The following is a 17,551-nucleotide window of genomic DNA, read 5'->3' as shown; positions in this document are numbered from 1 at the left end:
TACAGCCGTGACCGAGGAGGGGACGATGGAGCGGATCAGGCAGCTGGGTACGGGGATCGGATGGCGTCCGGAGATCGCGGACGCCGTCGAGCGCATGGCCGGGCGGGCCGGCGGTGTCGACTGGGTCGAGGTCGTCGCGGAGAACCTCTGCCCCGGCCACCTCCCCGAGTCGCTGCTGCGGCTGCGCGAGCGGGGCGTCACGGTCGTGCCGCACGGCGTCTCGCTCGGCCTCGGCGGCGCCGACCGCCCCGACAAGGAGCGGCTGCGCGCCCTCGCCGAGCGTGCGGAGGTCCTGGGCGCGCCCCTCGTCACCGAGCACCTCGCGTTCGTGCGGGCGGGGGGCGCCCTCACCGCGTCGCCGCTGCTGGAGGCCGGTCACCTGCTGCCGGTGCCGCGTACCCGGGACGCGCTGGACGTGCTGTGCGAGAACGTGCGCATCGCCCAGGACGCACTGCCGGTGCCGCTGGCCCTGGAGAACATCGCGGCGCTGATCAACTGGCCGGGCGAGGAGATGACGGAGGGCCAGTTCCTGTACGACCTCGTCGACCGCACCGGGGTCCGCCTGCTGATCGACGTGGCGAACCTGCACACCAACCACGTCAACCGGGGCGAGGACCCCGCGAAGGCCCTGGACGAGCTGCCGGTCGAGGCCCTCGCGTACGTCCATGTCGCGGGCGGTTTCGAGCGGGACGGCGTCTGGCACGACAGCCACGCCCACCCGGTCCCCCAGCAGGTCCTCGACGTCCTCGCCGACCTGGCATCCCGGGTGACCCCACCCGGCGTCCTCCTGGAGCGCGACGAGAACTTCCCGGAGCCGGCCGAGCTGGAGCGCGAGCTGGACGCGATCCGGGGGGTGCTGAGGACCGCCGGGGTCGGGGGCGCCGTGCCCGCGCCGACCGAGCCCGCCGCTTCGGCCACGACACCGGCCGCGCCGGCCACGGCGTCTGCCGTGTCGGACGCGACGCCCGCCGTGTCGGACGCGGCGGCCGAGCCGGTGGTCTCCGCCGAGGGGGCACCCGGTGGCGACGGTGAGCCCGGCGCCCGGCAGCGGCTCGGGCTGGCCCAGGCCGCGCTGCTGTCGGCGCTGGTCGCGGGGACGCCGGTGCCCGAGGGGTTCGACCGGGTACGGCTCGGGGTGCAGTCCCGGGCGCTCGCGGCCAAGCGGGCGGACGTCGTGGGCAAGGTCGCGCCGGAACTGCCGGAGATCCTCGGCACGTCGTACCGGCCGGCGTTCGTGGCGTACGCGCAGGGTCACCCGATGACCGGCGGCTACCGCCGCGACGCGCTGTCCTTCGCCGAGCACCTGCTGTTGGGCGACCGGGTCGAGGACGCGGGCACCCGGCGTGCGCTGCGCGCGTGGTGGCTGGAGCGCTCCGGCCCGGCGCCCCTGTCCCGGCGCCCCACGGCGCGGCTGGCCCGTGCGACCGCCAGGGTGCTGCTGCGCCGTTGACGCCGTGCGCCCCCTCACCGCCCCGCTGCCCGAAGCGCGGCGGCTTCTCGCGCGCCCCCGGTGTGCTGCGATTAACACATCCACGCCCCACACACGGGTTTCACACCCTATTCACTCCGCTTTCACCTGACCTGTCCGACGTCCCGGACATCCCATCCGGTGCGATTTGTACCGCCCTCAACCCTTCCTCCCCGTACGGCAGTTGATGCGGACCGGGCAGTAACATGCCGTCCCGTAGGCCCATCCGCACCCGAAACGCACCTGCGTGCGGTGCCGCGAGCTGGAGGCACCATGCGATCCGACAGACGCAGCAGAGGACTGCTCAACGGAACAGCGCTCATCGTCGCCGGACTGACGGCGACGCTCCTGGCGCTGGTCTTCCCGATCTGGTCGTACAGCGACCGCTCGGGAACCGGCGTCGACACCCTGAACGCGTCCACCGTGACGACGCGGTACGGGGCGTTGTCCGGCCTGGACCGGGAGTTCATCACCAAGGTCAGACTGGCAGGGCTGTGGGAGCTGCCCGCCGGGCAGCAGGCCCAGACGAAGGGCACCACCAAGGCCGTACGGACGGCGGGCGAGCACCTCGTCGAGGGGCACACCTTCCTCGACGCGCGGGTCCGCGACGTCGCGTCCCGGCTCGGGCTGGCCCTGCCCAACCAGCCGAACGACCAGCAGAAGGCGTGGCTGAGCACGCTGGAGGCGGCGCGCGGCGAGCAGTACGACCGGGAGTTCGCGAACATCGCGCGCATGGCCCACGGCAAGGTGTTCCCCGTCGTCGCCCAGGTCCGCGCCACCACCCGCAACTCGCTGGTCCGCGACCTCGCCGACGACGCCAACACCACCGTGCTGGACCACATCAAGGTCCTGGAGGCCACCGGGCTCGTCGACTACGACGCGATCGCCCGGGACGCGGCCGCCGCGAGCCCTCCGCCCATCACCACCTCACCGGCCCCGCCCGGCCCGTTGGACGACCCCGGCTCCCCGGTCCCGGTGACCCCCACCCCGACGGCTTCCCCCTCCCCGCGCTACTCGCTCCCCCCGGCGGCGACGGGCCCGCGCGAGGAGGGCGAGGACTAGTGCCGCGGCAGGCAACGTTTACCCGTCGAGGAGCGGCGTCCGGTGCGTACTCCCGGCGTGCCGGGCGTCGCGACGGGGCAGACGTTGCCTGCCGCGGCACTTGAAACTGTCACCGCCCCCCGGTGTCGCCCACCGGGCGGTGGGCGACACCGGGGGGCGGTGCTTTACATCACCCCCTTCCGAACGAAACATCACTTTTGTTGCTGTCGTGCTTCGGAGGGATACGCGATGCGAGCTGCCGTGCTCTACGGGACGGTCGGGGCGGTGCTGCTGAGCGGTGTCGCCGCCGCGCCGGCGGCGAGTGGGACCACCGCGGTCATGGGGGTGGAGGTCGCGGCCGGGAGGGCGGCGGCGGAGGGCATCCGGTTCGGGACGTGCCCGAAGGCGGAGGGGCTGCCGGACCTGCTGCGGTGCGGGACGGTCAAGGTGCCGCTCGACTACGCCCGGCCCTTCGGCAGGCAGATCTCCCTCACCGTCAGCCGGGTCGAGGCCAGGGGCAAGGGCAAGGTCCCCAGGCAGGGGGCGCTCGTGTTCAACCCCGGCGGGCCCGGCGGCTCCGGGATGTACTTCCCGCTGATCGGGATCCTGCCGCAGTGGAAGCGGATCGCGGCGGCCTACGACCTCGTCGGGTACGCGCCGCGCGGCGTCGGGCGGTCGGCGCCGCTGTCCTGCCAGGACCCGAAGCGCCTGCACCAAGGGCCCAGCCCCGCGCCGACGCACCCCTCGGCGGCATACAAGAAGCAGCGGATCGCGCGGGCACAGGCGTACGCGCGCGGGTGCGCGCAGCGGGCCGGGAGCGCGCTGCGGCACTACCACTCACTCAACAACGCCCGCGACCTCGACGTGCTGCGCGCCGCGCTCGGCGAGCAGCGGCTGACGTTCATGGGGGCGTCGTACGGCACCTACTTCGGGGCGCTGTACGCGACGCTGTTCCCCTCGCGGGTGCGCCGGATGGTCTTCGACTCGGCGGTGAACCCGGACCCCGAGCGGATCTGGTACCGCAACAACCTCGACCAGTCGGCGGCGTTCGAGGGGCGCTGGGCGGACTTCCGGCGGTGGGCCGCCAAGCACCACAAGGTGTACCGGCTGGGGAACACCGCGCGGAAGGTGCTGCGCAGCTACGAGCGGGCGGCGGCCCGCCTGGCCGCACGGCCGGCCGGCGGGAAGGTGGGACCGGGGCAGTTGCAGAGCGCGTTCCTGCAGGCCGCGTACTTCGACGACTACTGGCCGCAGCGCGCGCTCGCGCTCTCCGCGTATCTGCGGGGGGATGCGAAACCGCTGGTCCAGCTGGCCGGACCGTACCCGGAGGCGGCCGTCGAGCAGGAGAACGCGAACGCGGTGTACACGGCCGTCGAGTGCAACGACGGGCCCTGGCCGACGGACTTCCGGGTCTGGGACCGCGACAACACCCGGCTCGCCCGGACGGCGCCCTTCGAGACGTGGGACAACGTGTGGACGAACCTGCCGTGCGCGTACTGGCCGGCGCCGCGGCAGCGCCCCCTGGACGTGCGCACCGGGCCCGGCGAGTTGCCGCCGACGCTGATCCTCGCGGCGGAACGGGACGCGGCCGCGCCGTACGAGGGGGCGATCGCGCTGCATCGGCGGCTGTGGGGGTCGGTGCTGGTGACCGAGCGGGACGCCGGGAGCCACGGCGTGGCGGGCGGCCCCAACACGTGCGTCAACGCGCATCTGGAGGCGTATCTGCTGGAGGGCCGGGTGCCCGACGGGCGGGCGGCCTGCGCGGGACGCCCGGAACCGAAGCCCGCCGCCGCGCGCTCGGTGAGCGCACCGCCCACCGGTCGGGCGACCGCGACGGCCCCGGACGCGCCGCTCCCCGCGCCCCTTCCGGGGCGCGGGTAGGCGGGCCGCAGCGGACCACGGCGGGTTACGCCAGGCCCTCGACCAGTTCCGCGACCGACTTCCGGCGGCCGGTGTAGAACGGGACCTCCTCGCGGACGTGCATCCGGGCCTCGGAGGCACGCAGGTGGCGCATGAGGTCGACGATGCGGTACAGCTCGTCGGCCTCGAACGCCAGGATCCACTCGTAGTCGCCCAGCGAGAACGAGGCGACCGTGTTGGCGCGGACGTCGGGGAAGCCGCGGGCCATCTTGCCGTGGTCGGCGAGCATCCGACGGCGGTCCTCGTCCGGCAGCAGGTACCAGTCGTAGGAACGCACGAACGGGTAGACGCTGACATAGTCGCGCGGCGTCTCGTCGGCGAGGAACGCCGGGATGTGCGAGCGGTTGAACTCCGCGGGGCGGTGCAGCGCCATGTTCGACCAGACCGGCTCCAGCGCGCGGCCCAGCCGGGTGCGGCGGAAGAGGTTGTACGCCTCCTGGAGCTGGTCGCTGGTCTCCGCGTGCCACCAGATCATGAGGTCGGCGTCGGCGCGCAGGCCCGACAGGTCGTAGGTGCCGCGCACGGTGACGTCCTTCGCGGCGAGTTGGTCGAACAGCTCCTGTACCTCGTCGGCGTGACCGGTGCGGTCCTCCGGGAGCACGTCCTTCAGCTTGAAGACGGACCACAGCGTGTAACGGATGACCTCGTTGAGGTCCTTGGCCAGCTTGCCCTTGTTCGGGACACGGCCGGACTCGGTGGTGGGGGCGTCGTCACTCATGGAACTCATTCTCCCGCTCCGCCGTGCAGGCTCTGCACCGGGTTGGCCGTGAGGTCCTGCACAGCGCGCAGGTCACCGTGGATCTGGTCGACGGCGGCCGCCGCGCTCGCGACGCAGGCCGGGACGCCGACGCCGTCGTACGCGGCGCCGCAGACGGCGACGCCGGGCAGCTTGCCGAGGTGCTCGCGGACCCGGGCCACGCGCGCGTGGTGGCCTACCGGGTACTGGGGCAGGCCGTCGTCCCAGCGGGTCACACGGGTCTCGACGGGGCGGGCGATCAGGCCGGTGGCCTCGCGCAGGTCCTGGAGGGAGACGTCGACGAGGTGGGCGTCCTCGTGCGCCAGGATCTCCGTCTCGCCGTGGCGGCCCACGGAGGTGCGCAGGATCAGCAGGTCGGGGTTCTGCTCGTCGAGCCAGCCCCACTTCTGGGAGGAGAAGGTGGACGCCTTGATGGTGCGCCCGTCGACCGGCGGCACCAGGAAGCCGCTGCCCGCGGGGAGGGCGACGTCGGCGCGGCGGTAGGCGAGGGTGACGAGGGCCATGGAGGCGTACTCGACGCCGGCGAGTTCGGCGGCGGCCTCGGGGGCCTCGGCGCGCAGCAGGTCGGCGGCGACGGGGGCGGGGGCGGCGACGACGACGGCGTCGGCGTGCAGCGCCCGGTCGCCGGTGGCGACGCGCCAGCCTCCGGTGCTCTCGCGGCGCAGCTCCGTGACGGGGCTGCGCGTGAGGATCTCGGCGCCGCGGGCCCGCACCGACTCCGCGACCGCGAGCGGCAGTTGTCCCACGCCGCCCTCGATGCCCATGAACACGGGGCCGGTCTGCCGGGCGGCGGCCGCGCGGTCCTGGATCTCCCGGACGGCCTCGGTGAGGGAGGTGTGGGTCAGGGCGGCCTGGTAGAGCTGCGGGACGGCCGAGCGCATCGAGATGCGGTACGCGTCGCCCGCGTAGACGCCGCCGAGAAGCGGCTCCACCAGGCGGTCCACGACCTCCCGGCCGACGCGGGCCGCCACGTACTCCCCCACCGCGACGTCGTCGCCGACCTCCGTGCGGGGCAGGTCCGCGTCGCGCTCGATGCGGGCGAGGCCCTCGTCGGACAGCACCCCGGACAGGGCGGACGCGGTGCCGGGGACCCCCATGACGTGGCCCTTCGGCATGGGGCGCAGGGCACCCCGCGTCCACAGGGAGGCCGTGGCGGTGGCGGGCGGCTGGAGCCGGTCGGCGAGTCCGACCTCCCGGGCGAGCGCGATCGCCTCGGGGCGGCGCGCCAGCAGGGACTCGGCGCCGAGGTCGACCCGGGCGCCCGCGACCTCGCCGGGCAGCAGCTTGCCGCCGACCCGGTCCGTGGCCTCCAGGACGGTCACCCGGGCGCCTCTGTCCAGCAGCGCGTGCGCGGCGGCCAGCCCCGCGATCCCCGCTCCGACGACGACGACATGTCCGGCTTCCGGACGTGATGCGCTCATGGGTCCACCTTCTCAGACGCCCGCGACGGCCCCGGTAGGGCCGTGTGGCCCCACCGAGTCCCGACCGTGACCGCTTCGGAACCGGGCCCCGCGAACGTCCGGGGCGGCTGTGGCGTCGAAGGAGCGTCACCGGGCAAGCCGGACACGATCCTCGGGGGTACGCCGCCATGGCACAGACACACGCACACCGATCCCGCCGACGGCCCGCCGGGGCCCTCGCCGCCCTGTTCCTCGCCGCCGCGCTGGCCCTCGCCGGGTGCGGCGCCGGCGACGACTCCTCGGACGGCGGGATGTCCGCCGACAGCAAGGCCGGCGCCGCGGCACGGCAGGAGGGGGCGCTCGACGACGGGAGCGGCGGCGGTTCGCGCGGGAACCGGTCCGCCGACTCCGCGCCGACGCTCGGACCGAGTCACGTCATCCGCACCGCGAGCCTGACCGTGCGGGTGAAGGACGTACCGAAGGCGTTGGCCGAGGCCCGGACGGTCACCGAGAACGCGGGCGGGTTCGTGGGCGACGAGTCCACGACCCGCGACGGCGAGGGCCGCGAGCGGACCCGGGTGGTGCTGCGGGTGCCCACCGAGAAGTACGAGGAGGTCCTGACGGCGCTGGAGGGCACCGGCAGGCTGATCGAGCGCAAGGCCAAGGCGGAGGACGTCACCGAGCAGGTCGTGGACGTGGAGAGCCGCATCACGACACAGCGGGCGAGTGTGGCCCGCATCCGCGAACTGATGGACCGGGCCACCAGGATCAGCGACGTGGTGACGCTGGAGGGCGAGTTGAGCACGCGTCAGGCGGACCTGGAGTCGCTGCTCGCCCGGCAGAAGTCCCTGAAGGACCGCACGAGCCTCGCCACCGTCACGCTGTCGCTGTCGGAGACCGCGGTGAAGAAGGCCGACGAGGACGACGAGCCTGGGTTCGCGGACGCGTTGGCGGGCGGCTGGAACGCGTTCGTCGCGGTGTTCCGCTGGCTGGGCATGGCGCTCGCCGCGGTCCTGCCGTTCGCGGCGGTCACGGCCCTCGTCCTGCTGCTGTGGTTCCGCTTCTCCGGCCGTTCGCGCCGCTCCGCCCCGGCCGCCGAGCCGGAAGGCGGCGAGGAGAGCTGAAATGCCGGGCGGCCGTAGCGTGTTCCCATGAACATGAGCCGTACGGAACGTTCGAGGGAACGCCTGGTCGTCGTCGGGGGCGATGCGGCGGGCATGTCCGCCGCGTCGCAGGCGCGCAGGCTGCGAGGGCCCGACGCGTTGGAGATCGTGGCGTTCGAGCGGGGTCACTTCACCTCGTACTCGGCGTGCGGCATCCCGTACTGGATCGGCGGCGACGTCCCCGAACGGGACCGGCTGATCGCCCGCTCGCCCGAGGAGCACCGGGCCCGCGACATCGATCTGCGGATGCGCACGGAGGTCGTGGAGATCGACGTCGAGGGCAGGCGCGTCCGCGCGCGCGAGGTGGACGCCGGTGACGAGTACTGGACGTCGTACGACAAGCTCGTGATCGCGACCGGGGCCCGCCCGGTCCGCCCGGAACTGCCCGGCGTCGACGCCCCCGGGGTGCACGGGGTGCAGAACCTCGACGACGGGCAGGCCCTCCTCGACACGCTGGCCGCCACCGGGGGCCGCCGCGCGGTGGTCGTCGGCGCCGGCTACATCGGCGTGGAGATGGCGGAGGCGCTCATCAACCGGGGGTACGAGGTCACGGTCGTCAACCGCGGCAGGGAGCCGATGTCGACGCTGGACCCGGACATGGGCCGCCTGGTGCACCGGGCCATGGAGGGCATGGGCATCACCATGGTCGACGACGCCGAGGTCACCAAGTTCCTCACCGGCGACGACGGCCGGGTCCGCGCGGTCGCCACGGACGACGCCGAGTACCCGGCGGACGTGGTGGTCCTCGGTATCGGGGTGCGCCCCGAGACGGAGCTGGCGCGGGCGGCGGGGCTTGAGCTGGGCGAGCACGGGGGCCTGCTGACCGACCTGTCGATGCGGGTCCGCGGCCACGAGGACATCTGGGCGGGCGGCGACTGCGTGGAGGTCCTCGACCTGGTCTCCGGCCGGGAACGGCACATCCCGCTGGGCACCCACGCCAACAAGCACGGGCAGGTCATCGGCGCGAACGTCGGCGGCGGCTACGCCACGTTCCCCGGCGTCGTCGGCACCGCCGTCAGCAAGGTCTGCGACCTGGAGATCGCGCGCACGGGCCTGCGCGAGAAGGACGCCCGCCGCGCGGGCCTGCAGTTCGTCGCCGTCACCATCGAGTCCACCAGCCGCGCCGGCTACTACCCGGGCGCCGCCCCGATGACGGTCAAGATGCTCGCCGAACGCCGCACGGGCCGCCTCCTCGGCGTCCAGATCGTCGGCCGGGAGGGCGCGGGCAAGCGCGTCGACATCGCCGCCGTGGCGCTGACGGCGGGCATGACGGTCGAACAGATGACAGCCCTGGACCTGGGCTACGCCCCGCCCTTCTCGCCGGTCTGGGACCCGGTTCTGGTGGCGGCGAGAAAGGCGGTGACGGCGGTCAGGTCGGGTGACTGAACCGCCGACGAGTCGTCCTAGCCCGCCGACGAGTTGCCGCTGATCCGGTCGATGGCCTGCATCGCCTGGTCCGCCCCCGGACGCGACGGCAGCGACGACACGGACGCGGAGGAGGTCACAGCGGCGGGGGCCGTGGGCGGCGTCGCCGGTTTGGCGTGCGCCGCGGTCGCCCGCACCGACCGCAGCCGGTGGCTCACCGCCTCGTCCAGCGTCACCGGCCGCTGCATCCGCGCGGACAGCCGCCCGGCCTCCTGGCCGAGCGCGGCCACGTCCTCCCAGGTGAGCTTCACCACCAGGGACAGTTCCGCCTCACCGTCGGGGGTGGCGTGCATCGAAGGAGTGACTCGGTCGTTCATCGCCTGTTCCTCACGTAGATCCGCGGTTGAGGACACATACGCACCACCGTGCACGAGCGTTCACATGTCAGACGGCCGGGTACGCCACCGCGGGGGCGGGCCGGTTCCCGCACATTCGCTGCGCCTGCCGGCGTGGCCGGTGCTGGGCCCCTGGTTCGTGCTCCAGGCGGTGTACTCGTCCGACGAGGGCGCCCTCGAGGCGGGGACGGTGGCGTACGCGGCCCACCTCGTCGGCTTCGTCGCGGGCATGCTGCTCGCCCGGCCGCCGCGCCCGGACACCCCTCCCCCGCCCGAGCCGCGCGGCCTGCTGCGGGGCAGGCGGGCACGGCACGGGTCACGGGTGGTGGGCGGGCGCCGCGCCGCGGAAGACCAGGTGCTAGCGGGCGGTCTGTTCGTGGACGTACTCCACGAGGCGGGTCAGCGCGTCGGGGTCGGTGGAGGGCAGGACGCCGTGGCCCAGGTTGAAGACGTGGCCCTCCAGGCCGGCGGCCGAGTCGAGCACCTCGCGGGTCTTGGTCCGGACGGCCTCGGGGCCGGCGAACAGGACCGTCGGGTCGAGGTTGCCCTGGAGCGCCTTGCCGGGGCCGACGCGGCGGACGGCCTCGTCGAGCGGGACGCGCCAGTCGACACCGACGACGTCCGCGCCCGCCTCGCCCATGAGACCGAGCAGTTCGCCGGTGCCGACGCCGAAGTGGATGCGCGGCACGCCGTACCGCTCGACCGACCGGAAGACCTTCGCCGAGGCGGGCAGCACCGAGCGGCGGTAGTCGGCGGGCGCGAGCGCGCCGGCCCAGGAGTCGAACAGCTGGACGGCGGAGGCGCCGGCCTCGATCTGGACGCGGAGGAACGCGGCGGTGATCTCGGCCAGCCGGTCGAGCAGGTCGGCCCACAGCTCCGGGTCGCCGTACATCATCGCCTTGGCGTTCTCGTACGTGCGGGAGGGGCCGCCCTCGACGAGATAGCTGGCCAGGGTGAACGGGGCGCCGGCGAAGCCGATGAGCGGGGTCCCGCCCAGTTCGGCGGTGAGCATGTTGATCGCCTCGGTGACGTAGGAGACGTCCTCGGGGGTCAGGTCGCGCAGCTGCGCGAGGTCGGCGCGGCTGCGGATCGGGCGCTCGACGACCGGGCCGACACCGGGCTTGATGTCGAGGTCGATGCCGATGGCCTTGAGCGGGACGACGATGTCGCTGAAGTAGATCGCCGCGTCCACGTGGTGCCGGCGGACCGGCTGGAGGGTGATCTCGGTGACCAGCTCGGGCCGCATGCACGACTCCAGCATCGGGATGCCCTCGCGCACCTTCAGGTACTCCGGCAGTGAGCGTCCGGCCTGCCGCATGAACCACACCGGTGTGTGCGGCACGGGCTCGCGCCTGCACGCCTTGAGGAAGGCGGAGTCGTACGTGGCGGTCGGCTGGTGGCCCGAGGGGCTGGCGTTGGCACTCACGAGGCAAAGTCTCGCACGGCCGCTTGACAGGGACGGCCGGGGCTGTGGACAACGCGGGCGGGCGATCGTTTCCGGCCACCCTCACCGGGACGACGCCCGGCGGCGTTCGCTGAGCGCGATCCGACCGTGACCCAGCGCACGGGTGTCTTGCCCTGCGCCGGGGCTCCGTTCCCCTTACTGTTCCGGCATGGCTGCGGCTCAGGGACGACTGTCGGACGACGCTGGCGGAATGGACGACGCGAAGGAGGGGGAGCGCGATGCGGGTGGGACGGCCCCGTTGCCGTTCCGCTCCGCGGTCGACGCGCTGAGGGCCACCCGCCTGCGGCCGGAGATCGAGATCGAGCCCACCCGGCCCCCGCAGCGGCTCGCCCCCTACGCGTACGCCCTGGAGGCCGCGGTCGTCGAGGGCGACGAGGACCTGGCCGACGGCCGTCTCGTCCTGCTGTACGACCCGGCGGGCCACGATGCCTGGCAGGGCTGCTTCCGGCTGGTGACGCTGGTGCGCGCGGAGCTGGAGCCGGAGATGGCCGCCGACCCGCTGCTGCCCGAGGTGTGCTGGTCCTGGCTGACCGGCGCGCTGCAGTCGCGCGGACTGTCGTACGGCGAGCCGAGCGGGACGGTGACCCGCGCCGGCTCGCACTACTTCGGAGGGCTCGCCGCGCGGCCCCCGGCCTCGCAGATCGAGATCCGGGCGTCCTGGACGCCGCGTGAGGTGCTGGGCGGCGTGCCGGACACGGCGGCGCACCTGGCGTCCTGGTGCGATCTGCTCGCCCAGATCGCCGGGCTGCCGCCCGCGGTCGATCCGGGGGACGCGGCCGTGGTGACGCTGCCGCAGCGGCGGGGGCCGCAGTCACGCTGAGACCCGTCGCCGTCCGAGGACCGTGCCCCGAGGGGCGCGGTCCTTTTTCGTGCCGCGACGCCACGCCGATCATCACCATCACTTTGTCGATACGGCCACTTTCTGGCTCGTATCGACGTGAAGCGACACCGTTCGGTCTTCGAATGATCGAAGGTGCGTCCGAATTGCACGGATTGTTACTCACCAAATCGTGATCATTCTCTAAAGGAGCAGAGGTTTGATGCCGAAGACCTCTGTGACCTTGAAAGCACGGTTCGTCCCGGCCACGACCCCACGAGCCCGGCGAACCGGCCCCCTCGTCCCGCACCCCAGGAGGCCTGGTGTCCGTTCTCCTCGAGCAGCCCGCAAGCCTGGTCGCCTACCGTCCGAACAAGCCGACCGCGATGGTGGTGGTGGCCGATCCGCGCGTCCGGTCGACCGTCACCCGTCACCTGTGGGCTCTCGGTGTCCGCGATGTCATCGAGGCCTCGTCCATCGCCGAGGCCCGTCCCCGCATCGGCAACCCCCGTGACATCTGCGTGGCAGACGTCCACCTGCCGGACGGCTCCGGCCTGACCCTCCTCTCCGAGACCCGAGCCGCGGGCTGGCCCAACGGCCTCGCGCTCTCCGCCGCCGACGACATCGGCGCCGTCCGCAACGCCCTCGCGGGCGGCGTGAAGGGATACGTCGTCACCGGCACCCGAACCAACATCGGACTGCCCACCCGTCCCGGCGCCGCGCCCCTCGGCTCCGCCGCCCGTATGCACCGCCGTCCCCCGGGTGCCCCGAGCCACCCGGGCGGCTACCGGGAGCTGTCGGGCCGCGAGGTCGAGGTGCTGCGCCTGGTCGCGGAGGGCCAGTCGAACAAGGCGATCGGCGTGTCGATGGGCCTGTCCGCGCTCACCGTCAAGAGCCACCTCGCCCGTATCGCCCGCAAGCTCGGCACCGGTGACCGCGCCGGAATGGTCGCGGTGGCCCTGCGCACCGGGATCATCCACTGAGGTCGCGCCGGAGCGGCAGGCAGGGGGTCGAGATCGTTCGATGACGCCCCGCCTCTCCCGATACGCAGAGAAGTTTCACTGACTCGTGTGACACATGACTTGTTTACGCCCCTGCATGGCCCGCCGACGGAACGTTCCGTCGGCGGGCCATGTCCATACACAGATACCCTTGACAGGTGACCGACGCCCAAGAGACCGCAGCAGACAGCACCCTGCGAACCACCGGAGGCGCCCCTCCGGACGACGGCGGATCTTCTGACGCTCAGGCGCCGATCCCTTTGTTGGAGCCGCGGGACGGCATTCCGCCCGTGATCGCCGACGAGGCGACGCTGGCCGAGGTGATCGCCGCGTTCGCCGCCGGCTCCGGCCCCGTCGCCGTCGACGCCGAACGCGCGTCCGGGTACCGCTACGGCCAGCGCGCCTATCTGGTGCAGTTGCGCCGTGCGGGCGCGGGCACCGCGCTCATCGACCCCATCGCCTGCCCGGACCTCTCCGGCCTCGGCGAGGCACTCTCCGACGCCGAGTGGGTGCTCCACGCGGCCACCCAGGACCTGCCGTGTCTGCGCGAGATAGACATGGTCCCCAGCCGCCTCTTCGACACCGAGCTGGCCGGCCGCCTCGCCGGCTTCCCCCGCGTCGGCCTCGGCGCGATGGTCGAGAACGTCCTCGGCTACGTGCTGGAGAAGGGCCACTCCGCGGTCGACTGGTCGACCCGCCCCCTGCCCGAGCCCTGGCTGCGCTACGCCGCCCTCGACGTGGAGCTGCTCGTCGATCTGCGGGACGCGCTGGAGAAGGAGCTGGACCGGCAGGGCAAACTCGAATGGGCCCGCCAGGAGTTCGACGCGATCGCCACGGCGCCGCCCCCGGAGCCCCGCAAGGACCCGTGGCGGCGCACGTCCGGGATGCACAAGGTACGGCGCCGGCGGCAGATGGCGGTCGTGCGGGAGCTGTGGGAGGCCCGGGACCGTATCGCGCGGCGCCGGGACGTCTCACCGGGCAAGGTGCTCAGCGACGCGGCGATCGTCGAGGCGGCCCTGGCACTGCCGGCGGGCACGCAGGCCCTCGCCGCGCTGAACGGCTTCGGGCACCGCGTGGGACGGCGGCAGCTGGAGCAGTGGCAGGCGGCGGTGGACCGGGCGAAGGCGCTGCCCGAGACCGCGCTGCCGGCCCACGGCCAGCCGGTGACGGGGCCGCCGCCGCCGAAGGCGTGGGCCGACAAGGACCCGGCGGCGGCCGCGCGGCTGTCCGCGGCGCGGGCCGGGGTCAGCGCGCTGGCGGAGCAGCTGAACATGCCGCAGGAGAACCTGATCACGCCGGACACGGTGCGGCGCCTGTGCTGGGAGCCGCCGGCCATGGCTGACGCCGAGTCGGTCTCCGCCGCGCTCGCGGGCTACGGGGCGCGGGCGTGGCAGGTGGAGCTGGTGACACCGGTGCTGGTGGGGGCGCTGTCGGCGGTGGGCAGGGGCGCGTAGCCGCTCCGCGGTGGGGCGCCTCGGGGGTGCCTGCGGTGTGGTGCGCAGGCGGGCGCGGGTGTGTGGGGGCTGGTCGCGCGGTTCCCCGCGCCCCTGTTGGGCCACCGGGAGTCACGAGGCGCCCCCTGCTCGGTCAGCCTCTTCGTCGCCCTCTACTTCGTCGCTCCCCTCATGAAGCCGTTGTAGATGAACCTCTGCAGGGCCAGGAAGACGATCAGGGTCGGCAGGATGACCAGGACCGTTCCCGCCGAGATGGTCTCCCAGTGGGCGGCGTAGGGCCCCTTGAAGCGGAACAGGGATGTCGAGATCACGCCAAGGTCTTCCGAGGGCATGTAGAGGAAGGGGATGTAGAAGTCGTTGTAGACGGTGATGCCCTTCACGATGACGACGGTGGCGATCGCCGGCCTCAGCAGCGGGAAGATGATCTTCCGGTAGATGGTGAACGCGTTGGCGCCGTCCAGGCGGGCCGCCTCGTCCAGGGAGATCGGGATCGACCGGACGAACTGCAGGAAGATGTAGATCGAGACGATGTCGGTGCCCATGTAGAGCGCGATCGGCGCCCAGAGGCTGTCGAACATGCCGAAGCTGTCGACGATCTGGAAGGTCGCCACCTGGGTGGTCACCCCCGGCACCAGGGTGGCGACGAGGAAGAGCGCGACGATCAGCTTGCGGAAGCGGAAGGTGAACCGGTCGATGGCGTAGGCGGCCATCGAGCCGATGACCACCGTGCCGGTGACGGCGAACAGCAGGATGAAGGCGGTGTTGCCGAACGCGGCGAGCATCTCGCCGTCCCGGAACGCCGTCGCGTAGTTCCGGAGGTTGAGGAGGTCGTCGGGCAGGCCGAGCGCCCGGCTGCCCCTCGCCATCTCCTGCTCGGACTTGAGCGAGGTCAGGAACACCACGGCGAGCGGCAGCAGGACGACCACGGACGCCAGGACCAGGGAGAGGTGGGTGAGCGTCCGGGCGACCCGGCGGCGGACGACCGGGGTCGGGTGCGCGAGCGTCATGTGAGGTCCACCTTGTCGTCCGGGACGAGACGGCGCTGCACCCAGGTCACCGCGAGGATGATCAGCAGCAGGACCACGGCGGCGGCCGAGGCGAGGCCGGTCTTGTTGAAGCGGAACGCCAGGTCGATGGTCTGGATCACGAAGGTCTCGGTGCCGGTGGCGCCACCGGTCATGATGTACGGGATCTCGAAGACCGAGAGGGACCCCGAGATCGACAGGATCACGCTCAGGCTCAGCACCGGTTTGATGCCGGGCGCGATGATGTACCGGAACTGGTGCCAGCGGCCCGCCCCGTCGAGTTCGGCGGCCTCGTACAGCTCGCCCGGGATCGACTGGATGGCGCCGAGGAAGAGCACGAAGTTCAGTCCCAGGTAGCGCCAGACGGAGACGCTCGCGAGGGAGATGTTCGCGGACGTCGAAGTGCCGAGCCAGGCGCGGTCGGACTCGTGTCCGAAGAGGGCGAGGACCGAGTCCAGAGTGCCGCCGTCCTGGAAGAAGTAGAGGAAGACGAAGCCGATCGCGACGCCGTTGATCAGGTACGGGAAGAACAGCACGCCCTTGTAGAAGTTCCGGAAGCGGACGTTGAAGCTGAGGACGGTCGCGAAGTAGAGGGCGAGGGCGATCTGCACCGCCGAGGCGGCCAGGTAGTAGCCGCTGACGAAGAAGACCTGGAACAGCTCGGGGCGGGTGAAGATCTCCACGTAGTTGCCGGCGCCGATGTAGCTCAGCTCGGGGCTGACTCCGTCCCAGTCGGTGAAGCTGTACGCCAGCATGTTGACGACCGGGGCGTAGGTGAAGGCGACCAGGAGGACCAGCGGGGCGGCGAGGAACAGCCAGGGGGTGAGCCCCCGCCACAGGCGCACCGAGCGGGGGGCCGGCCGGGCCGCCGGGGGCCGGGGCGCGGCCGACGGGGGCCGCGCCACCTTCTCGGTCGTGTGCGTCGGGGGCATCAGGAACCCACGGTCTTCTGCGCCTCGGTCCAGCGCTCGCCCAGGTCGTCGAGGAAGTCGTCGAGGGTGCCGTCCTTGGCGCCGCGGGCGAGGTCGACGAGGTCCTGACGGTACTCGGGGGCGAAGATGCCGACCTCCGAGGCGTTGTCGATCTCCTTGACCTGGCCGCCCTTGGCGTCGTCGAGCTCGATCAGCTCCACGCCCCGCTCCTCGTACGGCTGGAGCGACTCGGGCAGCGGGGCGTTCTTCAGCGTCGCGATCGACAGGTTGTCCTCGGCGTAGCCGGACTTGTCGGTGAACCAGTCGACCCAGGCGCGGGCGGCCGCCTTGTGCTTCGAGTGGATGCTGACGGCCTGGTTGTAGTCGGGGTTGGCGGTCGCGCACGCCTTGCCGTCGACGCGGGCGGGGAACGGCATGAAGCCGATGTCGTCGGGGTCGGCCCCGGCCTTCTCGGCCGCCTGCCGGAACTGGATGACCGCCCAGCTGCCGAGCCAGGCCGTGGCGATCTCGCCCTTGGCGAGCTTGGGCTTGGACTCCTCCCAGTTGGTGGTCGTCGGGTCCTTCTCGCTCAGGCCCTGCTTGACGATGTCGTACAACAGGGTGTCGCCGACGCGCAGTTCGCCGTTCTCGCCCCACGGGTCGCCCTCGGCGAGGGCGGTGGTGGCGCCGGTGTCGCAGCTGACCGAGCCGTTGACGTAGGTCCACTGGGTGAGCGGCCACTGGGCGGCGAAGTTGGTGTAGTACGGGACGGCGTCGGTCCTGGACTTGATGGCCTTGAGCGCGGTGAGGAACGCGTCCGGTGTGGTGGGCCAGTCGGTGACGCCGGCCTCGGCCCAGATCCGCTTGTTGTAGAGGAAGCCGGGTGTCGCGCCCATGGGGCTCTGGCCGTAGACCTTGCCGTCGACCGTGGTGAAGTCGGTGAAGCGGTACTTCTTGGAGAGCTCGTCCTGGGTGCCGAGGGAGGCGAAGAACCGGGGGTAGTCGTTCTTCTTGATGACGCCGGGGATCATGAGGACGTCGCCGTAGTTCTTGGTGTTCATGCGGATCTTGACTTCGGCCTCGTAGTCCGTGATCGCGTCGAACTCGACCTTCACCTTCGGGTAGGTCTTGTTGAACTCCGCCGCGTACTTCTTCATCGTGCCGTCCTGCACGATGTCGGTGCGGTGGGTGAGGACCTTGATGGTTCCGGACACCTTCGACGGATCGTCGGGGGCCTTGGCGTCGGCGGCCTTCGAGCCCCCTCCGCCGCCTGTGCAGCCCGACGCGAGGAGTGCGGCGGCCAGCAGGGTTCCGGTGAGCGTCCTTCGGTGGTTCATGTGCACCAGCTCCGTTCGGGACGGACGAGCAC

The 17,551-nt window shown here is 72.4% G+C and carries 15 protein-coding genes and 1 pseudogene; 9 read left to right on the top strand and 7 right to left on the bottom strand.

Going from position 1 to position 17,551, the window contains the following annotated elements; all coding sequences use genetic code 11:
* Nucleotides 1–25 precede the first annotated feature (25 nt).
* The 3 genes from GSY65_RS28880 (at nucleotide 26) to GSY65_RS28870 (ending at nucleotide 4,390) form a co-directional block, all read left to right on the top strand.
* Entirely contained in the window at nucleotides 26–1,450 is a 1,425-nt protein-coding gene (locus GSY65_RS28880) for a DUF692 domain-containing protein (protein ID WP_159774131.1), read from the top strand.
* A gap of 291 nt (nucleotides 1,451–1,741) precedes the next feature.
* Nucleotides 1,742–2,530 carry a DUF4142 domain-containing protein gene (locus GSY65_RS28875; protein ID WP_159774129.1) on the top strand — a complete coding sequence of 263 codons (789 nt, stop codon included), beginning with the start codon at nucleotides 1,742–1,744 and terminating at the stop codon, nucleotides 2,528–2,530.
* 228 nt (nucleotides 2,531–2,758) lie between these two features.
* Nucleotides 2,759–4,390 carry an alpha/beta hydrolase gene (locus GSY65_RS28870; protein WP_159774127.1) on the top strand — a complete coding sequence of 544 codons (1,632 nt, stop codon included), beginning with the start codon at nucleotides 2,759–2,761 and terminating at the stop codon, nucleotides 4,388–4,390.
* A gap of 25 nt (nucleotides 4,391–4,415) precedes the next feature.
* Here the strand turns inward: GSY65_RS28870 and hemQ are convergent, their stop codons facing one another.
* Both hemQ and hemG read right to left on the bottom strand, forming a co-directional pair.
* Nucleotides 4,416–5,147 carry a hydrogen peroxide-dependent heme synthase gene (hemQ, locus tag GSY65_RS28865; RefSeq protein ID WP_159774125.1) on the bottom strand — a complete coding sequence of 244 codons (732 nt, stop codon included), beginning with the start codon at nucleotides 5,145–5,147 and terminating at the stop codon, nucleotides 4,416–4,418.
* 5 nt (nucleotides 5,148–5,152) lie between these two features.
* A complete protein-coding gene (gene hemG / locus GSY65_RS28860) occupies nucleotides 5,153–6,607 on the bottom strand; it encodes a protoporphyrinogen oxidase (protein WP_159774123.1) in 1,455 nt (484 codons plus the stop codon).
* A 167-nt stretch (nucleotides 6,608–6,774) separates the two neighbouring features.
* Between hemG and GSY65_RS28855 the strand changes: the two genes are divergently transcribed.
* A complete protein-coding gene (locus tag GSY65_RS28855; protein ID WP_159774121.1) occupies nucleotides 6,775–7,710 on the top strand; it encodes a DUF4349 domain-containing protein in 936 nt (311 codons plus the stop codon).
* A gap of 27 nt (nucleotides 7,711–7,737) precedes the next feature.
* Nucleotides 7,738–9,135 carry an FAD-dependent oxidoreductase gene (locus GSY65_RS28850; RefSeq protein WP_159774119.1) on the top strand — a complete coding sequence of 466 codons (1,398 nt, stop codon included), beginning with the start codon at nucleotides 7,738–7,740 and terminating at the stop codon, nucleotides 9,133–9,135.
* Between the two features lie 17 nt (nucleotides 9,136–9,152).
* Here the strand turns inward: GSY65_RS28850 and GSY65_RS28845 are convergent, their stop codons facing one another.
* Nucleotides 9,153–9,491 (bottom strand): hypothetical protein, encoded by a 339-nt coding sequence (locus tag GSY65_RS28845; RefSeq protein ID WP_201452701.1) that lies wholly within the window; start codon nucleotides 9,489–9,491, stop codon nucleotides 9,153–9,155.
* Nucleotides 9,492–9,609: 118 nt separating this feature from the next.
* Between GSY65_RS28845 and GSY65_RS34100 the strand changes: the two are divergent.
* Nucleotides 9,610–9,825 (top strand): annotated as a pseudogene (locus tag GSY65_RS34100) (rhomboid family intramembrane serine protease); the annotation flags it as partial.
* 42 nt (nucleotides 9,826–9,867) lie between these two features.
* Here the strand turns inward: GSY65_RS34100 and hemE are convergent.
* Nucleotides 9,868–10,935, bottom strand: coding sequence for a uroporphyrinogen decarboxylase (hemE, locus tag GSY65_RS28835; protein ID WP_159774117.1), 1,068 nt, complete (start codon nucleotides 10,933–10,935; stop codon nucleotides 9,868–9,870).
* A gap of 229 nt (nucleotides 10,936–11,164) precedes the next feature.
* Between hemE and GSY65_RS28830 the strand changes: the two genes are divergently transcribed.
* From GSY65_RS28830 to GSY65_RS28820, 3 genes are all read left to right on the top strand, one after another.
* Nucleotides 11,165–11,794: a DUF3000 domain-containing protein gene (locus GSY65_RS28830; RefSeq protein ID WP_201452700.1), complete on the top strand. Its 630-nt coding sequence runs from the start codon at nucleotides 11,165–11,167 to the stop codon at nucleotides 11,792–11,794.
* A 320-nt stretch (nucleotides 11,795–12,114) separates the two neighbouring features.
* On the top strand, nucleotides 12,115–12,774 hold the full coding sequence (locus GSY65_RS28825; protein ID WP_055540149.1) for a helix-turn-helix transcriptional regulator: 660 nt from the start codon (nucleotides 12,115–12,117) through the stop codon (nucleotides 12,772–12,774).
* 176 nt (nucleotides 12,775–12,950) lie between these two features.
* On the top strand, nucleotides 12,951–14,246 hold the full coding sequence (locus GSY65_RS28820) for an HRDC domain-containing protein (RefSeq protein ID WP_201452699.1): 1,296 nt from the start codon (nucleotides 12,951–12,953) through the stop codon (nucleotides 14,244–14,246).
* Between the two features lie 152 nt (nucleotides 14,247–14,398).
* Here GSY65_RS28820 and GSY65_RS28815 read toward each other — a convergent pair whose 3' ends face one another.
* From GSY65_RS28815 to GSY65_RS28805, 3 genes are read right to left on the bottom strand one after another with little or no spacing between them, the layout of a single operon-like run.
* A complete protein-coding gene (locus tag GSY65_RS28815) occupies nucleotides 14,399–15,253 on the bottom strand; it encodes a carbohydrate ABC transporter permease (protein WP_159774113.1) in 855 nt (284 codons plus the stop codon).
* A complete protein-coding gene (locus GSY65_RS28810; RefSeq protein WP_159774111.1) occupies nucleotides 15,250–16,203 on the bottom strand; it encodes a carbohydrate ABC transporter permease in 954 nt (317 codons plus the stop codon). The genes GSY65_RS28815 and GSY65_RS28810 overlap by 4 nt, the downstream gene beginning before the upstream one ends.
* On the bottom strand, nucleotides 16,203–17,519 hold the full coding sequence (locus GSY65_RS28805) for an ABC transporter substrate-binding protein (protein WP_159774109.1): 1,317 nt from the start codon (nucleotides 17,517–17,519) through the stop codon (nucleotides 16,203–16,205). Before GSY65_RS28805 ends, GSY65_RS28810 begins: the two co-directional genes overlap by 1 nt.
* Between the last annotated feature and the right edge of the window lie 32 nt (nucleotides 17,520–17,551).

Source organism: Streptomyces sp. HM190 (assembly GCF_009857135.1).
In the GTDB taxonomy this organism is placed as follows: domain Bacteria; phylum Actinomycetota; class Actinomycetes; order Streptomycetales; family Streptomycetaceae; genus Streptomyces; species Streptomyces heilongjiangensis.
This window is presented reverse-complemented; position numbering and strand designations above follow the sequence as displayed.

Coding starts and splice junctions, on each gene's coding strand:
- GSY65_RS28880 (WP_159774131.1), top strand. CDS start 26: ATGGAGCGGATCAGGCAGCTGGGTACGGGGATCGGATGGCGTCCGGAG.
- GSY65_RS28875 (WP_159774129.1), top strand. CDS start 1,742: ATGCGATCCGACAGACGCAGCAGAGGACTGCTCAACGGAACAGCGCTC.
- GSY65_RS28870 (WP_159774127.1), top strand. CDS start 2,759: ATGCGAGCTGCCGTGCTCTACGGGACGGTCGGGGCGGTGCTGCTGAGC.
- hemQ (WP_159774125.1), bottom strand. CDS start 5,147: ATGAGTGACGACGCCCCCACCACCGAGTCCGGCCGTGTCCCGAACAAG.
- hemG (WP_159774123.1), bottom strand. CDS start 6,607: ATGAGCGCATCACGTCCGGAAGCCGGACATGTCGTCGTCGTCGGAGCG.
- GSY65_RS28855 (WP_159774121.1), top strand. CDS start 6,775: ATGGCACAGACACACGCACACCGATCCCGCCGACGGCCCGCCGGGGCC.
- GSY65_RS28850 (WP_159774119.1), top strand. CDS start 7,738: ATGAACATGAGCCGTACGGAACGTTCGAGGGAACGCCTGGTCGTCGTC.
- GSY65_RS28845 (WP_201452701.1), bottom strand. CDS start 9,491: ATGAACGACCGAGTCACTCCTTCGATGCACGCCACCCCCGACGGTGAG.
- GSY65_RS28830 (WP_201452700.1), top strand. CDS start 11,165: ATGGACGACGCGAAGGAGGGGGAGCGCGATGCGGGTGGGACGGCCCCG.
- GSY65_RS28815 (WP_159774113.1), bottom strand. CDS start 15,253: ATGACGCTCGCGCACCCGACCCCGGTCGTCCGCCGCCGGGTCGCCCGG.
- GSY65_RS28810 (WP_159774111.1), bottom strand. CDS start 16,203: ATGCCCCCGACGCACACGACCGAGAAGGTGGCGCGGCCCCCGTCGGCC.
- GSY65_RS28805 (WP_159774109.1), bottom strand. CDS start 17,519: ATGAACCACCGAAGGACGCTCACCGGAACCCTGCTGGCCGCCGCACTC.